At 67.2% G+C, this 16,826-nt stretch carries 13 protein-coding genes and 1 pseudogene; 12 read left to right on the top strand and 2 right to left on the bottom strand.

The features are described 5' to 3' along the window. Window positions 1-187 precede the first annotated feature (187 nt). From C1A15_RS00735 to C1A15_RS00710, 6 genes are read left to right on the top strand one after another with little or no spacing between them, the layout of a single operon-like run. Window positions 188-799 (top strand): cyclodeaminase/cyclohydrolase family protein, encoded by a 612-nt coding sequence (locus C1A15_RS00735; RefSeq protein ID WP_101720805.1) that lies wholly within the window; start codon window positions 188-190, stop codon window positions 797-799. A 39-nt stretch (window positions 800-838) separates the two neighbouring features. Next, on the top strand, window positions 839-1,708 hold the full coding sequence (locus C1A15_RS00730) for a bifunctional 5,10-methylenetetrahydrofolate dehydrogenase/5,10-methenyltetrahydrofolate cyclohydrolase (RefSeq protein ID WP_101720804.1): 870 nt from the start codon (window positions 839-841) through the stop codon (window positions 1,706-1,708). Window positions 1,709-1,711: 3 nt separating this feature from the next. Continuing rightward, the gene (locus C1A15_RS00725) at window positions 1,712-2,353 is read left to right on the top strand and encodes a 4Fe-4S dicluster domain-containing protein (RefSeq protein WP_245864853.1); all 642 of its coding nucleotides are present in this window, start codon (window positions 1,712-1,714) and stop codon (window positions 2,351-2,353) included. Between the two features lie 4 nt (window positions 2,354-2,357). Beyond that, window positions 2,358-4,715 (top strand): formate dehydrogenase subunit alpha, encoded by a 2,358-nt coding sequence (fdhF, locus tag C1A15_RS00720; protein ID WP_101720802.1) that lies wholly within the window; start codon window positions 2,358-2,360, stop codon window positions 4,713-4,715. Then, window positions 4,712-5,305 carry a 4Fe-4S dicluster domain-containing protein gene (locus C1A15_RS00715; RefSeq protein WP_101720801.1) on the top strand — a complete coding sequence of 198 codons (594 nt, stop codon included), beginning with the start codon at window positions 4,712-4,714 and terminating at the stop codon, window positions 5,303-5,305. The genes fdhF and C1A15_RS00715 overlap by 4 nt, the downstream gene beginning before the upstream one ends. After that, the gene (locus C1A15_RS00710) at window positions 5,305-5,823 is read left to right on the top strand and encodes a 4Fe-4S dicluster domain-containing protein (RefSeq protein WP_101720800.1); all 519 of its coding nucleotides are present in this window, start codon (window positions 5,305-5,307) and stop codon (window positions 5,821-5,823) included. The genes C1A15_RS00715 and C1A15_RS00710 overlap by 1 nt, the downstream gene beginning before the upstream one ends. Before the next feature lie 275 nt (window positions 5,824-6,098). Here C1A15_RS00710 and C1A15_RS00705 read toward each other — a convergent pair whose 3' ends face one another. After that, window positions 6,099-7,043, bottom strand: a complete 945-nt coding sequence (locus tag C1A15_RS00705) for a hypothetical protein (RefSeq protein ID WP_146001775.1) — start codon at window positions 7,041-7,043, stop codon at window positions 6,099-6,101. A gap of 115 nt (window positions 7,044-7,158) precedes the next feature. Here C1A15_RS00705 and C1A15_RS00695 point away from each other — a divergent pair, with 115 nt between their 5' ends. Further along, window positions 7,159-7,431, top strand: a complete 273-nt coding sequence (locus C1A15_RS00695) for a homocitrate synthase (protein WP_101720797.1) — start codon at window positions 7,159-7,161, stop codon at window positions 7,429-7,431. A 65-nt stretch (window positions 7,432-7,496) separates the two neighbouring features. Here the strand turns inward: C1A15_RS00695 and C1A15_RS00690 are convergent, their stop codons facing one another. After that, window positions 7,497-8,573, bottom strand: coding sequence for a M24 family metallopeptidase (locus C1A15_RS00690; RefSeq protein ID WP_101720796.1), 1,077 nt, complete (start codon window positions 8,571-8,573; stop codon window positions 7,497-7,499). Window positions 8,574-8,736: 163 nt separating this feature from the next. Between C1A15_RS00690 and tsaE the strand changes: the two genes are divergently transcribed. The 5 genes and pseudogenes from tsaE to C1A15_RS00665 all read left to right on the top strand — a co-directional run. After that, complete coding sequence (gene tsaE / locus C1A15_RS00685; RefSeq protein WP_101723633.1) at window positions 8,737-9,252, top strand: tRNA (adenosine(37)-N6)-threonylcarbamoyltransferase complex ATPase subunit type 1 TsaE; 516 nt, start codon at window positions 8,737-8,739, stop codon at window positions 9,250-9,252. Further along, entirely contained in the window at window positions 9,249-11,756 is a 2,508-nt protein-coding gene (gene tsaD, locus C1A15_RS00680; RefSeq protein ID WP_101720795.1) for a tRNA (adenosine(37)-N6)-threonylcarbamoyltransferase complex transferase subunit TsaD, read from the top strand. Before tsaE ends, tsaD begins: the two co-directional genes overlap by 4 nt. Before the next feature lie 634 nt (window positions 11,757-12,390). After that, entirely contained in the window at window positions 12,391-14,172 is a 1,782-nt protein-coding gene (gene kdpA / locus C1A15_RS00675; protein ID WP_101720794.1) for a potassium-transporting ATPase subunit KdpA, read from the top strand. A gap of 18 nt (window positions 14,173-14,190) precedes the next feature. Continuing rightward, complete coding sequence (kdpB, locus tag C1A15_RS00670; protein ID WP_101720793.1) at window positions 14,191-16,332, top strand: potassium-transporting ATPase subunit KdpB; 2,142 nt, start codon at window positions 14,191-14,193, stop codon at window positions 16,330-16,332. Window positions 16,333-16,339: 7 nt separating this feature from the next. Continuing rightward, window positions 16,340-16,711, top strand: a pseudogene (locus tag C1A15_RS00665) (potassium-transporting ATPase subunit C); the annotation flags it as partial. Between the last annotated feature and the right edge of the window lie 115 nt (window positions 16,712-16,826).

Here is a 16,826-nt window from a genome sequence, read left to right as displayed (position 1 = left end):
CAGCATGTTGCTGCGGGCTGTGCGTCAAAGGAGCCGGCGCACCCATTCCCCTTAGCGCTCCGGTGCCATACGCTCTACTCCGGATTTCCATGTTTTTCGGGCGACGATGCCAGCGCGGTGCGTTTGCAGGCGGTTTGTCGTATCATGGGGCCATGTTCGAGCGCGCGATGCGACAAGGAGGATCTTCTTGGATACGACCTTTATCGACGAGCTGGCTTCGGCGGCGCCCACGCCGGGAGGCGGCGGGGCCTCGGCCTACGTGGGAGCGGTGGCGTCCGCGCTCGCGTCCATGGTTGGCAACCTGACCGTGGGCAAGAAGACCTATGCTGCCGTGGAGGACGAGGTGCAGGATGCGTTGCGCGACCTCGAGGGCGTGCGCGTTAAGCTGCTCGCGCTCATCGAGTCGGACGCGCGGGCGTTCGAGCCTCTGGCCGCGTCGTATCGCATGCCGAAAGCCACGCCTGAGGAAGCGGCGGCGAAGCAGGCGGCGCTGCAGCTGGCGTTGGGGCCTGCGTGCGACGTGCCGCTGGCCATCATGCGCGCGTGCGCCGAGGTCATCGACTACGCCGACTTCCTTGCGCGCAACGGCAGCAAGCTGGCCGTGTCGGACGCGGGCGCGGCGGCGGTGCTGGCGCGTGCTGCGCTGGTCGCCGCCAGCATGAACGTGTTCATCAACGCGGCCTCGATGGACGACGAGAACCGCGCCGACGGCTATCGCGCCGAAGCCGATGCGCTCATCGCCGAGGCAAACACGCGCGCCGACGGAATTCTCGCATATACGATGGACGCGATACGGTAACATCGCCAGGTTCATGGCTTGCGAGGCAGAAAGGCTGACATGGCTGAACTACTGAAGGGGAAGCCCGTTGTCGACAGCATGGCGCTCGACCTAGGCGCGCGTATCGAGGCGCTCGGGAGCGCGGGCGTCACGCCCACGCTTGCGCTCGTGCGCGTGGGGCAGCGGCCCGACGACCTGTCGTACGAGCGCACGGCGCGCAAACGCGCGGAATCGCTCGGCATCGCCGTCAGGCCGTACGAGCTGGAGGAATTCGCTCCGCAAGCGGCCATCGAAGCTGCCATTCACGAGGTCAACGCCGATCCCGACGTGCACGGCTGCCTGCTGTTCCGCCCGCTGCCCTCGTTCGTGGACGAATCGCACGTATGCGAACTGCTCGATCCGAAGAAGGACATCGACGGCATCACGCTGGCGTCGCTGGCCTCGGTGTTCACCGACGGCCATCGCGGGTATCCACCGGCGACGGCCGCCGCCTGCATCGAGCTGCTCGACTTCTACCAGGTGCCGCTCGAGGGCAAGCACGTCGTGGTGGTGGGCCGCAGCCTCGTGGTGGGCAAGCCCGTGTCCATGATGCTGCTGCGCCGCAACGCCAGCGTGACCATCTGTCACAGCAAAACCGAGCATCTCGCCGGCATCATGCGCTCGGCCGACGTGGTCATCTGCGCAACGGGCCGCGCACGGGCCTTCGGTGCGGAGTTCTTCAGCCCGGGGCAGACGGTGCTCGACGTGGGCATCAACTTCGACACGCAGGGGAATCTCTGCGGCGACGTGGACTTCGCCGAGGTCGAGCCCGTGGTGGGAGCCGTCACGCCGGTGCCGGGCGGCATCGGAACGGTGACCACGTCGGTGACGATGGCGCATACGGTTGCCGCCGCCGAAGCGGTGCTCGCCGCGCATGGGGAGGGGCGGTAGGCGGTGCGCGCTCCCTCTCCGATGGGCCGCACGTTCGTCATCGCCGACCCCGCCACCTGCATCGGCTGCAAAACGTGCATGGCCGCATGCTTCCATCGCCACGACGTGCCGAACGACGTGGCCGTCCCGCGTCTCACGCTGGTCACCACGCGCACCATCTCCGCGCCGGTTGGCTGCCATCACTGCGCCGAGGCACCGTGCGTGGATGCGTGCCCCACCGGGTGCCTCTTCACCGACGACGAGCACGTGGGCGTGCATGCGGACAAGTGCATCGGCTGCCGCAACTGTGTGCTGGCCTGCCCGTACGGTGCCGTGGAGATCGTCACCGAGAAGCTGCCGCCCGAACCGGAGCCCGCGCCCGGAGCCGAGGCCGCGGCTGCCTCCGCTCAGGGAGAAAAGGGGGCCCGGGCGCGGGCGCGAGCGAAGAAGCGCAAGCGCACGAAGTCGACCGTGGTGAAGTGCGACCTGTGCATCGACCGCTCCGGCGGTCCGGCGTGCGCGGCGGCGTGCCCGACGAAGGCGCTGCGCCTCATCGACGCGCAGTTCATGGAGCGCGCGCGGCAGAACAAGCGCAAGGCGGCCGCCCGGGCGGCAGCGTCGTACGCCAGCATGAAGCTCAACGCCGATCTGGACGAGGGGAAGTAGGATCATGGAAAAGCATATGGCGGTGTGCCCGTATTGCGGTGCCGGCTGCAAGATGAACCTCGTGGTGGAGAACGGCCAGGTCATCGACGCGGAAGGCCTGCCGGGCATCACGAACGAGGGCGAGCTGTGCCTCAAGGGCATGTATGGCTACGACTTCGTCAACGACACGAAAATCCTCACGCCCCGCATCTACCATCCCATGATCCGCCGTACGAAGGGCGCGCCGCTCGAGCGCGTGACCTGGGACGAGGCGCTCGATTTCACGGCCGACCGCCTGCGCGCCATCATCGCGGAACAGGGGGCGAAATCGGTGATGCTGACCGGCTCGTCCCGCGGCGCGGGCAACGAGGCGAACTACGTGATGCAGAAGTTCACGCGCGCCTGCCTGGGCACCAACAACATCGACAACTGCGCGCGCACCTGCCACGCGGCCAGCGTCATCGGCCTCATGGAGGTGGTGGGGTCGGGGGCCATGAGCGTGAGCATCCCCACGCTCGAGGAGACGGATTGCATCCTGCTGTTCGGCTACAACCCGGCGGCCAGCCACCCCATCGTGGCGCGTCGCATCGTGAACGCGAAGGAGCGCGGGGCCGAGCTCATCGTATGCGACCCCCGCGTCATCGAGTCGGCGCGCATCGCGGACGTGTACCTGCCGTTGAAGAACGGATCGAACCTCGCGCTGCTCAACGCGTTCGCCTACACGATCATCGACGAAGAGCTCGCCGATTGGGATTTCATCGACGAGCATACGACGGGATTCGACGCCTGGTGGGAGATCGTGCAGAACTACGCGCCCGAAGATGTGGAGGAGATCACGGGCCTTTCGGCCGGAGCCATCCGCCATGCTGCCCGACGCTACGCGAACGCCGAAACCGCCGTCATCGGCTGGGGCATGGGCGTGACGCAGCAGGCTCAGGGCGTTCAGACCGTGCGCGCCATCGCCGCGTTGGCGATGATCACTGGGCATATCGGCCGTCATGCGAGCGGCCTGGCGCCGGTGCGCGGCCAGAACAACGTGCAGGGCAGCTGCGACATGGGCATGTGGCCGAGCCTCTACCCCGGTTACCAGCGCGTGAGCGACCCGGCAGTGCGTGCCAAATTCGCCGCCGCCTGGGGCGTGGACGAGGAGCGCCTGTCGCTCGAGGAGGGCTTCAAGCTTACCGACCTTCCGCACGGTGTGGAGACGGGCGCCATTCGCGCGTTCTACAACTTCGGCGAAGACCCGCTGCAGACCGAGCCCGACACGGCGCAGGTGCGTGCCGCGCTTGAAGGCCTCGACCTGCTGATCAGCCAGGACATCTTCATGACGCAGACCACGGCGCTGGCCGACGTCGTGCTTCCCGCAACCTCGTGGGCCGAGCACGACGCCGTGTACACCGCGTCCGACCGCTCGTTCCAGCGCACCACCGCGGCGCTGCCGCCGAAAGGCGAGTGTCGCCACGACTGGGAGATTTTCGCCGACCTGTCCACGCGCATGGGCTACCCGATGCGCTATCGCGACACCGAGGAGATTTGGGACGAGGTGCGCAGCCTGTGCCCGCAGTTCGCCGGTGCGACGTACGAGAAGATGGCGGGCGTCGGCTACGCGCAGTGGCCCATCTTCGCCGAGGCGGCGGACGACCCTGACGACCACGGCACGGCCGAGCTGTTCGCCGGCGGCGCGTTCACCACGCCCGACGGCAAGGGGCATTTGGAGGCCGCCGCATGGCGCCCGCCCACCGAGGAGCCCGACGAGCGCTATCCGCTCGTGCTGTGCACGGTGCGCGAGGTGGGGCACTACTCGTGCCGCTCGATGACCGGGAACTGCAAGGCGCTGGCCGCGCTGGCCGACGAGCCGGGGTACGTGAGCATCAGCCCGGATGACGCCGACGCGCGCGGCATCGACGAGGAACAGCTCGTGTGGGTGACGTCGCGCCGCGGGAAGGTGCTGGCCCGTGCGGCGGTGGACGATCGCGTGAACGACGGCGCCGTGTACATGACCTACCAGTGGTGGATCGGCAAGTGCAACGAGCTGACGCTGCACGTCACGGACGGGGAGTCGGGCACGCCCGAGGACAAGTTCAGCGCCTGCCAGGTAGAGGCCATCCCCGATCAAGCGTGGGCCGAGACGTACCTCGTGGAGCGCTACGCCGAGCTGAAGGCGCAGCTGGCCGCCGAGGCCGACCGTCAGAACCCGGTGGAGCCTGAGGCTGCCCCCGAGCCTATCTTCCTGAGCGAAGGCGGCGAAGCAGCCGGGGTCGAAGGAGTCCCCGCTGCTCCATCCGATGAGGCCCCCGCTCCCGCTCCCGCCTTCGCGCCCCACGAGGCCGAGGTGGCGGGGCGCGCCCTCTACGCGAACGGCGAGGAAGAGACGCTCGTATGAACCGCTTCGTCGTGTCCGACCCGTCCCGCTGCATCGGTTGCGGCGCCTGTCGCGTCACCTGCACGGAAAGCCATCGGCGGCGTGCGTTGCGGCCCGCGTCGCGCATCTCGCTCGTGAAGACGCGCACCGTGTCCGCCGCGGTGACGTGCCATCAGTGCGAGGGCGCTCCCTGCATGTCCGTGTGCCCCGAGGGGGCCATCGTGCAAGAGCGCGATCGTCTGCACGTGGACGAAAGCCGCTGCACGGGATGCCTGCTCTGTGCGCTCGTGTGTCCCTTCGGCGCCGTGTACCCGTCGGCCCCTTCGACGGCGCACGTGAAGGCGGTGCCGTACAGCCGCGCCTCGTCGTCGCGCTCGGCAGGGTTGCTGCGCCAGAAGGAGACGGGTTCGTACACGTCGGTGGTGATGTGCGACCTGTGCGCGAAATCGCCGGACGGTCCGCGCTGCGTGGCTGCCTGCCCCACGAAAGCGCTTGCGCTGGTAGACGAAGGAATGCTGGGGGCTTTGGGCCGCACGCGTCGCATCGAGGCCATCGAGATGACCGACATCGCCATGCGCGGCGCGCTGGGCGTCGAGGAGGGGGAGGCGTGATGGGGGCGGTCAAGCCGCGCGTGCCGAACGCCATCTCCGGAGGAAGGCCCGTTCCGCTGGCGCGCCGCGCGCACGAGCCGGTGGAGGGAAAGCCGCGCCATGACTTCGGGCGCTGCATCGCCTGTGCCGCCTGCGCGGTGGCGTGCGATTCCCGTGCCATCCGCATCTTCATCGACGAGGACGAGGGCATGCTCGTGTGGACGCTCGACCTGTACGACTGCACGCAGTGCGGCCGTTGCGTGCCCGTGTGCCCGACCGGGGCAATGAGCCTCATCGAGGACTCAGGGTTCGCCGACGACCCCGAGCCGCCCAAGCGCTGCTTGTTCGCGCTGGCCGAGTGCGAATCATGTGGCCGCTACTACGCCACGAACAAGGAGGTGGCGTTCGCGAACGAGCTGCTCGAGCAGGAGGAGAACGCCGATGCCGCCCGCGCACGCGCGCTCACGTCCATCTGCCCCGACTGCAAGCGCCTCCACGATGCGAAAGCCGCCGCTCGCCGCAGCGGGATGAAGCGGTAGCGCCTCTCTTGCCTCGCGACGTCGTCTGCGTTGCACCGCCGCTGAGAGGCCGGCAGGTTTTGGGCGCACATCGGCACCCATGGCAATTTCTCAGCGCGCGTGGCGGCAACACTGCCTTCGTTGCTTCTCAAAACCCCAGGTGGAGGAGAAATCTCAGCTTCTTCGTAGCTCGCTTGTCCGCTCAAAATTGGCACAGGTTCCCATTTGCGCCCAGAATGCCGGAAACCGCGTCGATACGCGGTTTCCGGCATTCGTTGACCTGCGGGGAGGGGTCGTTACGCCGCTTTCGGGAGATCCTCCTGCTTGCTGGCGCCCTCGGCGTTCGCCCCGGCGCCGCCCTCGATCACGCTGATGGCGTTCGCGGCGGCTTCCTCCACGGCGGCGGGATCGGCGCTGTCGAGCGTGTCGGTTCCGTCTTCCACGGCGCAGCCGGAGCAGGCGCGGTTGCGGCCGGCCTCAAGCGCGTCGTTGATCGAGCCCGAGTAGATGGTGCCCGAATTCTTGATGTACTGGCAATCGGGGTTGAAGTGGTACACCTCGCCGAACGGCGTCCAGTATGCCAGCCCGTCGTCCGAAAGCACAGCGGCGCCGGCTTCGGCCTGGTCGAGGTCCTCCTGCGACGTCGGATGGTAGTCGATGCCGCTGCCGACGCCGGCCACGAGCGCCACGCCGGCCACGATGGAGCACACCTGCTTCGTCTTCTTGTCCAGGTCCTTGTTCGTCAGCATGAGCAGCAGGATGGGCGCGAACGCGATAACCGCGATGACGACGCCGAGCTCGGTCTGCACCCAGTACGCCAGCTTGTTCTCCTTGGACGCCGGGCTGAGGTGGTTCGCGCGTTTCCACAGCTGCGAGCCCACCACCACGAACACGAGGTCGACTACGAGGAAGATAACCACCCAGGTGATCGGCGGGAACTTTGGAAGATACAGCGTGCTGTTCGCCACGAGGATGGCCACCACCTCGAACACGATGCCCAGCACCCACAGCACGATGGCGCCGATGCGGAACGGCAGCGCGTTCCCCTTGCGCTCCGCGTGCATCTCCTCGCGCACGGCTTGCGTCGCCGCACCCGAGCCGCCCTGCTTCGGTTTCGCGACGGTCTCCCCGGTTTTCGCGTCAACGAAGTGGCGCTCCTTCGGCTCCTTTTTCTCGGTCGGCTTCTTCGGCGCCTCGCTTGCTTTTGCGTCGTGCTCGCTCAGCTGCTTCTTCGCTGTCATAGGCGTGTCGTCCCCTCTTATTCTCCTTGAACGGTTATCGATATGATAAGGTACGCGCAGGGGTTCAGATCAGAATAAGCCCAGTTCAACGGATAGTTGAAGCAAGGAGAGAACCATGGATGTGCAGCAGATCGTAGGGCAGTTCGTGAAGGGGGCGGCCGAGGATCCGGAGCAGCTGAAGCGGTTCGGCATCGACCCGGGCGCCGCCATCAAGAACGCGACGGGGCTCGAGCTGAGCGACGAGGAGCTCAAGGACGTGGTGGGTGCCGTGGAGCCGCTGCTCGAGGGCAAGGAGCTCAACATGGACAAGGTGATGGAAGCGGTAGGCGACTTCCTGGGCGACGGCGACATCCTGGGGAAGCTGTCGGGCTTGTTCGGCGGCAAGTAAACGAAAAGCGACCCCGCCTCCGGAAGCCGAGGCGGGGTCGCTGCGCGATGCGGGGGGGCGGAGCGCTAGCCGACGACGGTCAGCTCGCGGGGGTAGCTGTTGAGCACTTCGCAGCCGTCGTCGGTGACCAGCACGAGATCCTCGATGCGCACGCCGAACTCGCCGGGTAGATAGATGCCCGGCTCGATGGAGAACACCATGCCCGCTTCAACCGGCGCGTCGTGCGCGGCCGACACGTCGCCGGGCTCGTGCACGTCGAGGCCGATCTGATGTCCCAGGCGATGGGTGAAGTACGGGCCGTAGCCGGCCTCTTCGATGACGGTGCGCGCCGCCGCATCGATGTCGCAGAAGCGCACGCCGGGGGCAACCAGCTCGCGGGCCGCTTCGTTCGCGCGCCGCACGGTATCGTGCACTTCGCGCTGCAACGCGCTGGGCTCGCCGAACACGAACGTGCGCGTCATGTCGGAGCAGTATTCGTCCCGACGGCAGCCGACGTCGAACAGCACCACGTCGCCGTTGGCCAGCGGCGTGTCGTCGGGTTCGTGATGCGGGTCGGCGGCGTTCGCGCCGAAGCTGACGATGGGCGTGAACGAGTGTCCCTGCGCGCCCAGCTCGCGGTAGATCGCCTCCAGCTGGCCGGCGACGTCGGCTTCGGTGACGCCCTCGTGCACGAGCTGGCGGAAGCGGCTCATCGCGGCATCGTTCGTGGCGCTGGCAGCGCGCATGAGCTCGCGCTCGGTGTCGTCCTTGATGGCGCGCGCGTCGTCGACGGCCTCGGAGGCCAGCACGAAGCCCGCTGCGGCGGCGCGGTCCATGAGCGGCAGCAGGAAGCGCGCGGGCAGGTTCTTGTCGCAGCCGAGCGGCGCGTCGGGGTCGCACAGCTCTTCGACGATGGCCAGCGGGTCGTCGGTATCCGTGAACGAGCGGACGACGCAGGCCGCATCGGCCGGGGCGGTGAACAGTGCGTTCATTATGAGCGTGGGCTGGATGCTCGGAGCGATTATCAGCCCGAGGAAACGTTCGCCCGGCTCGGCGTAGACGCCGGTGAGGTACTGGATGGAACGGGGGTCGCACACGAGCATCTGCTCGAGGTCGCGGCTCGCGAGGTTGCGCCTCGCGGCATCGACGCGCTGTTCGTACATGGCATGGCTCCTAACGTGGTCGTCGGCAGGGCTGAACTGCTGGCTGCTTCTTTGTTCGCTGCGATCATAGCTCATCGAACGCCTCGTGCAGAGCACGTCCGCCGAATGCGGTGATATTCGGGAGGGCTGGTTCGCGCAGAGGCGTTGGCGTATGATACGAAGCATGGCAAACGGACTGACATACACGCGCAAAACGACCTCGTCCGAAGCGACGAAGCAGCTGGCGGCCACGCTTGCGCCCTACTTGCAGGCGGGCGACGTCATCGTGCTATCGGGCGACCTGGGAGCGGGCAAGACGCAGTTCGTGCAGGGCGTCGCGGCGGGCCTCGGCGTGCGCGATCAGGTGACCAGCCCCACGTTCAACATCCTGCTGACGTATCCGGCCGGTTCGCTGCCGCTGTACCACTTCGACCTGTACCGTCTCGAGGAGGCGGACGAGCTCGAGGACATCGGCTATTACGAGACCATCGACGGCGACGGCGCGTCGTTCATCGAGTGGGGCGAAAAGTTTCCGGAAGCGCTGCCGTACGGCTATCTCGAGTTGTCGCTGCGCGTGGACGACGCGGGCAACCGCGCTGTCACGGCGCATGCCTACGGCGATCGCGCGCGCAGGCTGCTGTTCGTATGGGCGAAGGATTCGAAGTCGCGGCTCATGAAGTGCGCGGGAGGAAATGCGTGAGCGAATTGAACTCGCGTCCTGAGGGCGCGTCTGAGCGGGCACGTTACGTGCTCGCATTCGATACTGCCAACGAAATCATCGCGATCGGCCTGGGTGTGCTGCGCGCGTCGTCGCGGACGGTGGACCTCGTCGCCTCGGTGGAGGTGGAGGCGCGTCGCGCGTCGAACACGCAGCTGCTGCCGCGCATCGACGAGGCGCTGACCGCGCACGGCGTGGCGCGCGAGGATATCGCGTGCGTGACGGTGGGGCGCGGCCCGGGCTCGTTCACGGGCGTGCGCATCGCGATGGCCACGGCGAAGGGCATCGCATCGGCGCTCGAGGTGGGGCTCGTGGGCGTGTCGTCGCTCGACGCGGTGGCGTGGAATGCATGGGCTGCGGGCGAGCGCGGGCCGCTGGCCGTGGTGGCCGACGCCATGCGCAAGGAAGTGTACCCGGTACGCTACCTGCTGGGCGATGAGGGGATCGAGCGGCTCGAGGCCGACCGCGTGGTGAAGGCCGAGCTGGCTGCCGAGGAACTCGCGGCCGACGCGGCCGCGCAGCAGGTGACGGGCGACGCGCTGCGCAAGTACGCCGAGTTGTTCGCGGCGTGCGGCGCTGTGCTGGCACCCGAGCTGTGGACGCCGACGGGGCGCGGGCTGCTGCTGGCGCTGCAGGCGGCGTGGCAATCGGACGAGGCCGACCCGTTCGACGCGCGCCGACATGATTCCGCGTTCGCGCTGCCCGTGTACACGCGGCTGTCGGACGCGGAGGAGAACGAGCGCATCCGGCTGGCGAAGAACGACCCGAAGAACCTCATGACCGGCGTGCAGGACGTGGAGACGCGGGCCGACCAGCGCGCCACCATGCACGACACCGCCATTCTGAACGCCCGTCCCGACGAGCGCGGCATCACGTACAAACCGCTCGACGCCGCTCACGCGACTGCGGTCGCGGCGCTGGAGTCGCAGGTCATGGGCTCGGACGCCTGGAACGAAGCCCTCGTAGCCGACGAGCTTCCCCGAGGGGATCGCAGTTGGTGGGCTGCTTACGAGGGGGAGACGCTCGTGGGTTACGCCGGCGGGTGGATCGTCGACGGGCAGGTGCAGATTCTCAAGGTGGGCGTCGACCCGGCCATGCGCCGCCGCGGCATCGCGCGCGGGCTGCTGGCCCGCGTGGCGGCCGACGCGCGCGATTTGGGCGCGTTGAGCTGCTCGCTCGAGGTGCGCGCGAGCAACGCCGGCGCGCAGGCGCTGTACGCAGCGCTCGGCCTGGCCTCGCTCGGCGTGCGCCCGCGCTACTATTCCGACGGCGAGGATGCCGTTATCATGGAGGGCCCCCTGCCGCTTGCCAAGCACGACGTGGCCGGGATGGAGCTGGTGGTGGGCGCGGCCTGCGAAGACGCGCGCGCCCTTCGCGGCGAAACACGAACAATTGTTTCACGTGAAACAATTTGCGAGGCAGACACCGCTTCGGCAGTCAATGTCGTCCGCCCCCTCATCCTCGCCATCGAATCGTCCTGCGACGAGACGGCCGCCGCCATCGTCGACGGCAACGGCGCGCTCATCGCCGACGTCGTGGCATCGCAGATCGACTTCCACGCGCGCTTCGGCGGCGTGGTGCCCGAGATCGCCAGCCGCAAGCACATCGAGGCCATCTGCGGCGTGTGCGACGAGTGCTTCGACGTGGCGGCCGCCGCGCTCGGGGTGGAGCGTCTCACCTGGCGCGATCTCGATTCCGTGGCCGTGACCTACGCGCCGGGGCTCGTGGGCGCGCTCGTGGTGGGCGTCGCCTTCGCGAAGGGCGCGGCCTGGGCCGCCGACCTGCCGTTCATCGGCGTCAATCACCTCGAGGGCCACCTGTACGCCAACAAGATCGGCGCGCCCGATTTCGAGCCGCCCGCGGTGGTGTCGCTCGTGTCGGGCGGCAACACGCTGCTCGTGCACATGAAGGGCTGGGGCGACTACGAAACGCTGGGAGCCACCATCGACGACGCGGTGGGCGAAGCATTCGACAAGGTGGCTAAGGCGTTGGGCCTGGGCTATCCGGGCGGACCCGTGATCTCGAAGCAGGCGGCGCTGGGCGATCCGAAGGCCATCCCGTTCCCGCGCGCCATGATGCACTCGGGCGACCTGCGCTTCTCGCTGTCGGGGCTGAAAACCGCGGTGGTCACCTACATCAACAACGAGCGCGCCGCCGGGCGCGAGCTCAACGTGCCCGATATCGCCGCCAGCTTCCAGCAGGCGGTGGTGGACGTGCAGGTGAAAAAGGCCGAAATGGCGCTGCGGCAAACGGGCGCGCGCACGTTCTGCCTCGGCGGCGGCGTGGCGGCGAACCCCGTGCTGCGCGACGCCTACGTTGCGCTGTGCGAACGTTTGCGCGTGCGGCTGACCTTGCCTCCCCTGAGCGCCTGCGGCGACAACGCCGGCATGATCGCGCTCGTGGCCCTCGACCGCCACAACCAGGGCAAGTTCTTCCCCCTCGAGGCCGACGCCCAAGCCCACGCCAACCTCGACGAGGCGTACTAGGGAAGAGGTGCGCTAGCCCCCCTCCCGTCGCGCGACCTCTTCTGCGAGTGTTTCACGTGAAACACTCGTTCGATACACGATGCCGTCGCATCGCCCGCGCGCATCCCGGAGGGCCCTCGATGGCAAGTTCTCACCGAATTCGGAGCTTTGATACGGTGTCCGGGGCGCGGCTGCGCATCCCTTCCTGAATAAGGCCAGGTGGCTGGAAGGCGCTTGCCCTCCGGCGCGCCGCAGCGCCCTCCCGGCCGCGCCGAAGATTCCGAATTCGGTGAGAACTTGCCATCCCGGGCGCCTTCCGCCGCATGGCGGGCGCCCGCGCGGGCCCTTCCTGGGATGATGCGGCGAACAGGGAGTAGGAACGGATGTTTCACGTGAACCATCCATTCGGGGGCGCGATCGCGCGCACCAATTTCCCTATCTTAATCCTTCCTTAACACGCAGGCTCTCATCTTTACGCCGCGCTCATGCGGTTCTCCTTATGCTGGGTCCGTGGCGGCGCTCCCGTATGCGCCGCCACGCCAGGCAACTCGTAAGGAAGGATCATGATGGACATCGTTACCGGCATCGTAGGAGGGTTGAGCATCTTCGTCGCGCTCTACCTCTTTTATGTGCTTCTGCGAGGAGGTGATGAACGATGACGGGCGAAGTGTTCGAGTATGCGGTCTACCTCGCCGTATTGGTGGCTCTCGCCATCCCGTTGTCCGGGTATATCAACCGGGTGATGGCGGGCGAGCGGGTGGCTGTGCTATCGCGCGTGCTCAATCCGGTGGAAAGCCTCATCTACCGCGGCATCCGCGTCGACCGTCACGAAGACATGGGCTGGAAGCGCTATCTGGTGAGCGCGCTCGCGTTCTCGGTCGTCTCGCTCGTGGGGCTGTTCGCCATCCTCATGCTGCAAGGCGTGCTGCCCGGCAACCCAGAGGGCCTGCCCGGCCTCAGCTGGGACCTCGCGTTCAATACCGCCGTCAGCTTCGTGACGAACACGAACTGGCAGGCTTACAGCGGCGAAGCGGCGCTGAGCTACTTCTCGCAGGCCATCGGCCTGACCGTGCAGAACTTCGTCACGCCGGCCGTGGGCATTGCCGTGCTGTTCGCGCTGTTCCGCGGCATCGTGGCCGAGAACGCGCCGGGTCTCGGCAACTTCTGGAAAGACGCGACCCGCGCCGTGCTGTTCGTGCTGCTGCCGTTGTCGTTGGTGGTGGCAATCGTCGACGTCGCGCAGGGCTCGCCGCAGAACCTCTCGCCGTACGAGACGGTGCAACTGGTGGAGCCGGTGGGCGTGACGGCGGACGGCGCCATCGTGAGCGCCGACGATCCCGCGGCCGAGCAGATCGTCACCCAGGAGGCCATCCCCCTGGGGCCGCAGGCCAGCCAGGTCGCCATCAAGCAGCTCGGCACGAACGGCGGCGGCTACAACGGCGTGAACTCCGCAAGCCCGCTTGAGAACCCCACGCCGTTGACGAACCTCATCCAGTGCGTATCGCTGCTGCTCATCCCCGTGTCGCTCGTGTTCAGCTTCGGTCGCTTCGTGAACGACCGGCGGCAAGGGCGTGCCCTGTTCGCGGCCCTGTTCATCCTGTTGCTGGCAGGCCTCGTGGCCATCGCGTACTTCGAGCAGACGGGAACGCCGCAGCTTGCGCAAGACGGCGCGGTGTACATGGGCACGACCGATCAGTCCGGCGGCAACATGGAAGGCAAGGAGACGCGCTTCGGCGTGACCGACTCGTCGCTGTGGGCAGCTTTCACCACCGCTGCTTCGAACGGCGCGGTGAACTCGATGCACGACAGCTTCACACCCCTCGGCGGCATGGTGCCCATGATTCTCATGGCGCTCGGCGAAGTGGTGTTCGGCGGCGTCGGCTGCGGCCTGTACTCGCTCATCGGATTTGTGTTGCTCACGGTGTTCATCGCCGGCCTCATGGTGGGACGCACGCCGGAGTACCTCGGCAAGAAGATCGGGCCGAAGGAGATGCGCATGGCGGTGATCCTGTGCGTCACCACGCCGCTCGTCATACTCGTGGGCGCGGCCGTCATGTGTCTCGACCCCGCCACGGTGGACAGCCTCACCAACACGGGTGCGCACGGGTTCTCGGAAGTGCTGTACGCGGCCATCTCGGCTGGCGGCAACAACGGATCGGCGTTCGCGGGCCTCAGCGCGAACACGCCCATGATCAACGTGGTGCTGGGGCTTGAAATGCTGGTGAACCGCTTCGTCCCGTTGGCTGCGGCGCTCGTGCTGGCCGGTGGTTTGGCGAAGCGCTCGAAGGTGGCGACGAGCGCGGGAACGCTGTCCACGTGCAACGCCATGTTCGTGTTCCTGCTGATCGTTATCGTGCTGCTGGTGGGCGCGCTCACGATGTTCCCCGCGCTTGCGCTGGGTCCCATTGCCGAGCATCTCCAGATGGTGCTCGGGTAAGGCAAGGTGAATGGAGCTATGACTACGACTACTTGGGAAGAAGCGGGTGCTCGCAGCCCCCGTGGCAATCACAACGACGGCGCCATGAGCGCGCTCGCGAAGCACGCGGTGCGCGACGCCTTCGAGAAGCTCAACCCTCGCGAGCAGGCGAAGAATCCCGTGATGCTCATGGTGTACCTTTCGGCCATCCTCACGCTGGGGCTGTTCGTGTTGGCGCTGTTCGGCGTGACGGATTCGCATCCGGCGTTCGTGCTGGCCATATCGGTGGTGCTGTGGCTCACCGTGCTGTTCTCGAACTTCGCCGAAGCGTTGGCCGAAGGCCGCGGCAAGGCGCAAGCCGACTCGCTGCGCGCGGCCAAGCGCGATGTGGACGCGCACAAGATCAACCAAGGTCAGTTGGCGAAAGGCGTGCACCTCGACGATCCGGCCGAGTTCTTCCGCCTGAACGCCGACGAAGTGAGCTCGGCGCTGCTCAAGAAGAAGGACCTGTTCTTCGTGGCGGCAGGCGAGCAGATTCCCGCCGACGGCGAGATCGTCCTGGGCGCGGCATCGGTTGACGAGAGCGCCATCACGGGCGAGTCGGCCCCGGTCATCCGCGAATCGGGCGGTGACCGCTCGGCCGTGACCGGCGGCACCACGGTGTTGTCCGACTGGCTGGTGGTGGAGGTGACGGCCGAGGCGGGCCACAGCTTCCTCGACCAGATGATCGCGATGGTGGAGTCGGCCGCGCGCAAGAAGACGCCGAACGAGATCGCCCTCGAGATCCTGCTCGTGGCGTTGACCATCGTGTTCCTCATCGTGGCCGTGGCGCTGTTCCCGTTCAGCGCGTTCACGGCCGGGCAGGAAGGCGCGGCGAACCCGACGACGCTCACCTCGCTCATCGCGCTGTTCGTGTGCCTGGCGCCCACCACCATCGGCGCGTTGCTGTCGGCCATCGGCATCGCCGGCATGAGCCGCCTCAACCAGGCGAACGTGCTGGCCATGAGCGGCCGCGCCGTGGAGGCCGCGGGCGACGTGGACGTGCTGCTGCTCGACAAGACGGGCACCATCACGCTGGGCAACCGTCAGGCTACGGCGTTCATCCCGGTGGACGGCGCGTCGGAGCGCGACGTGGCCGACGCGGCGCAGCTGGCCAGCCTCACCGACGAGACGCCCGAGGGCCGCAGCATCGTGGTGCTGGCAAAGGAGCTGTTCGACATCCGTGCCCGCGAGCTGGAAGGGTCGGGCATGGAGTCCATCCCGTTCACGGCGCAGACGCGCATGAGCGGCGTCGACTTCGGCGGTCACGAGATTCGGAAGGGGGCGGCCGATGCCGTCAAGGGTTATGTGGAGTCGCACGGCGGCACGTACAGCGCTCAGTGCGCCGGCATCGTTGAGGATGTCTCGCGCGCAGGCGGCACTCCGCTGCTCGTTGCTCGCGATCATCGTATTCTGGGTGTCGTGCATCTGAAGGACATCGTGAAGCAGGGCATCAAGGAGAACTTCTCCGATCTGCGCACCATGGGCATCAAAACCGTCATGATCACGGGCGACAACCCCATGACGGCGGCGGCCATCGCGGCCGAGGCCGGGGTGGACGACTTCATCGCCGAGGCGACGCCCGAGACGAAGCTGGCTGCCATCCGCGGGTACCAGGCCGAGGGCCACATGGTGGCCATGACGGGCGACGGCACGAACGATGCGCCCGCGCTCGCCCAGGCCGACGTGGCCGTGGCCATGAACAGCGGCACGCAGGCGGCGAAGGAAGCCGGCAACATGGTGGACCTCGATTCCAGCCCGACGAAGCTCATCGACATCGTGCGCATCGGCAAGCAGCTGCTCATGACGCGCGGCAGCCTGACCACGTTCTCCATCGCGAACGACGTGGCCAAGTACTTCGCCATCATCCCGGCGCTGTTCGTGCCGCTGTACCCCCAGCTCGAAGCGCTCAACATCATGCGTCTGGGCAGCCCGTCGTCCGCCATCATGGCGGCCATCATCTACAACGCGCTCATCATCGTGGCGCTGATCCCGTTGGCGCTCAAGGGAGTGAAGTATCGCGAGGGCACGGCGCAAAGCCTGCTCACCCGCAACCTCGTGGTATACGGCGTGGGCGGCGTGGTGCTGCCCTTCGTGGCCATCAAGCTGCTGGACATGGCGCTGGTAGCCCTCGGCCTCTAACGAAAGGATGCTCATCATGACGAAAGCAAGAACATGGATCGCCGGCGCCCTCTTCTTCGTGGCGATGACGCTTGTGTGCGGCGTGCTGTACACGGCGGTTACCACGGGCATCGCGCAACTGCTGTTTCCTCAGCAGGCGAACGGATCCATCATCGAAGTGGACGGCGTGAAGTACGGCAGCACGCTGGTGGGCCAGGAGTTCTCGGACGACGACCATATGTGGGGACGTCCCACGAACGCGAACGTCAGCACGTTCACCGATGATGCCGGCAATCCCGTGATGTGGTACGGTCCCTCGAACCTGAGCCCGGCTAGCGACGAATTCGACCAGATCGTGGCCGAGCGCGTGCAGAAGATCCGCGAGGCGCATCCGGAAAAGGGCGACCGCGCCATCCCGAGCGATCTCGTGACGTGCTCGGGCAGCGGCCTCACCCCGCCTCCGACGCCAACCCGTGATTCTTCGCTCATCAACCGCGGGAGGGCGGCGTGCTATG

The sequence above is a fragment of the Eggerthella timonensis genome (assembly GCF_900184265.1).
GTDB lineage: Bacteria > Actinomycetota > Coriobacteriia > Coriobacteriales > Eggerthellaceae > Eggerthella > Eggerthella timonensis.
This window is presented reverse-complemented; position numbering and strand designations above follow the sequence as displayed.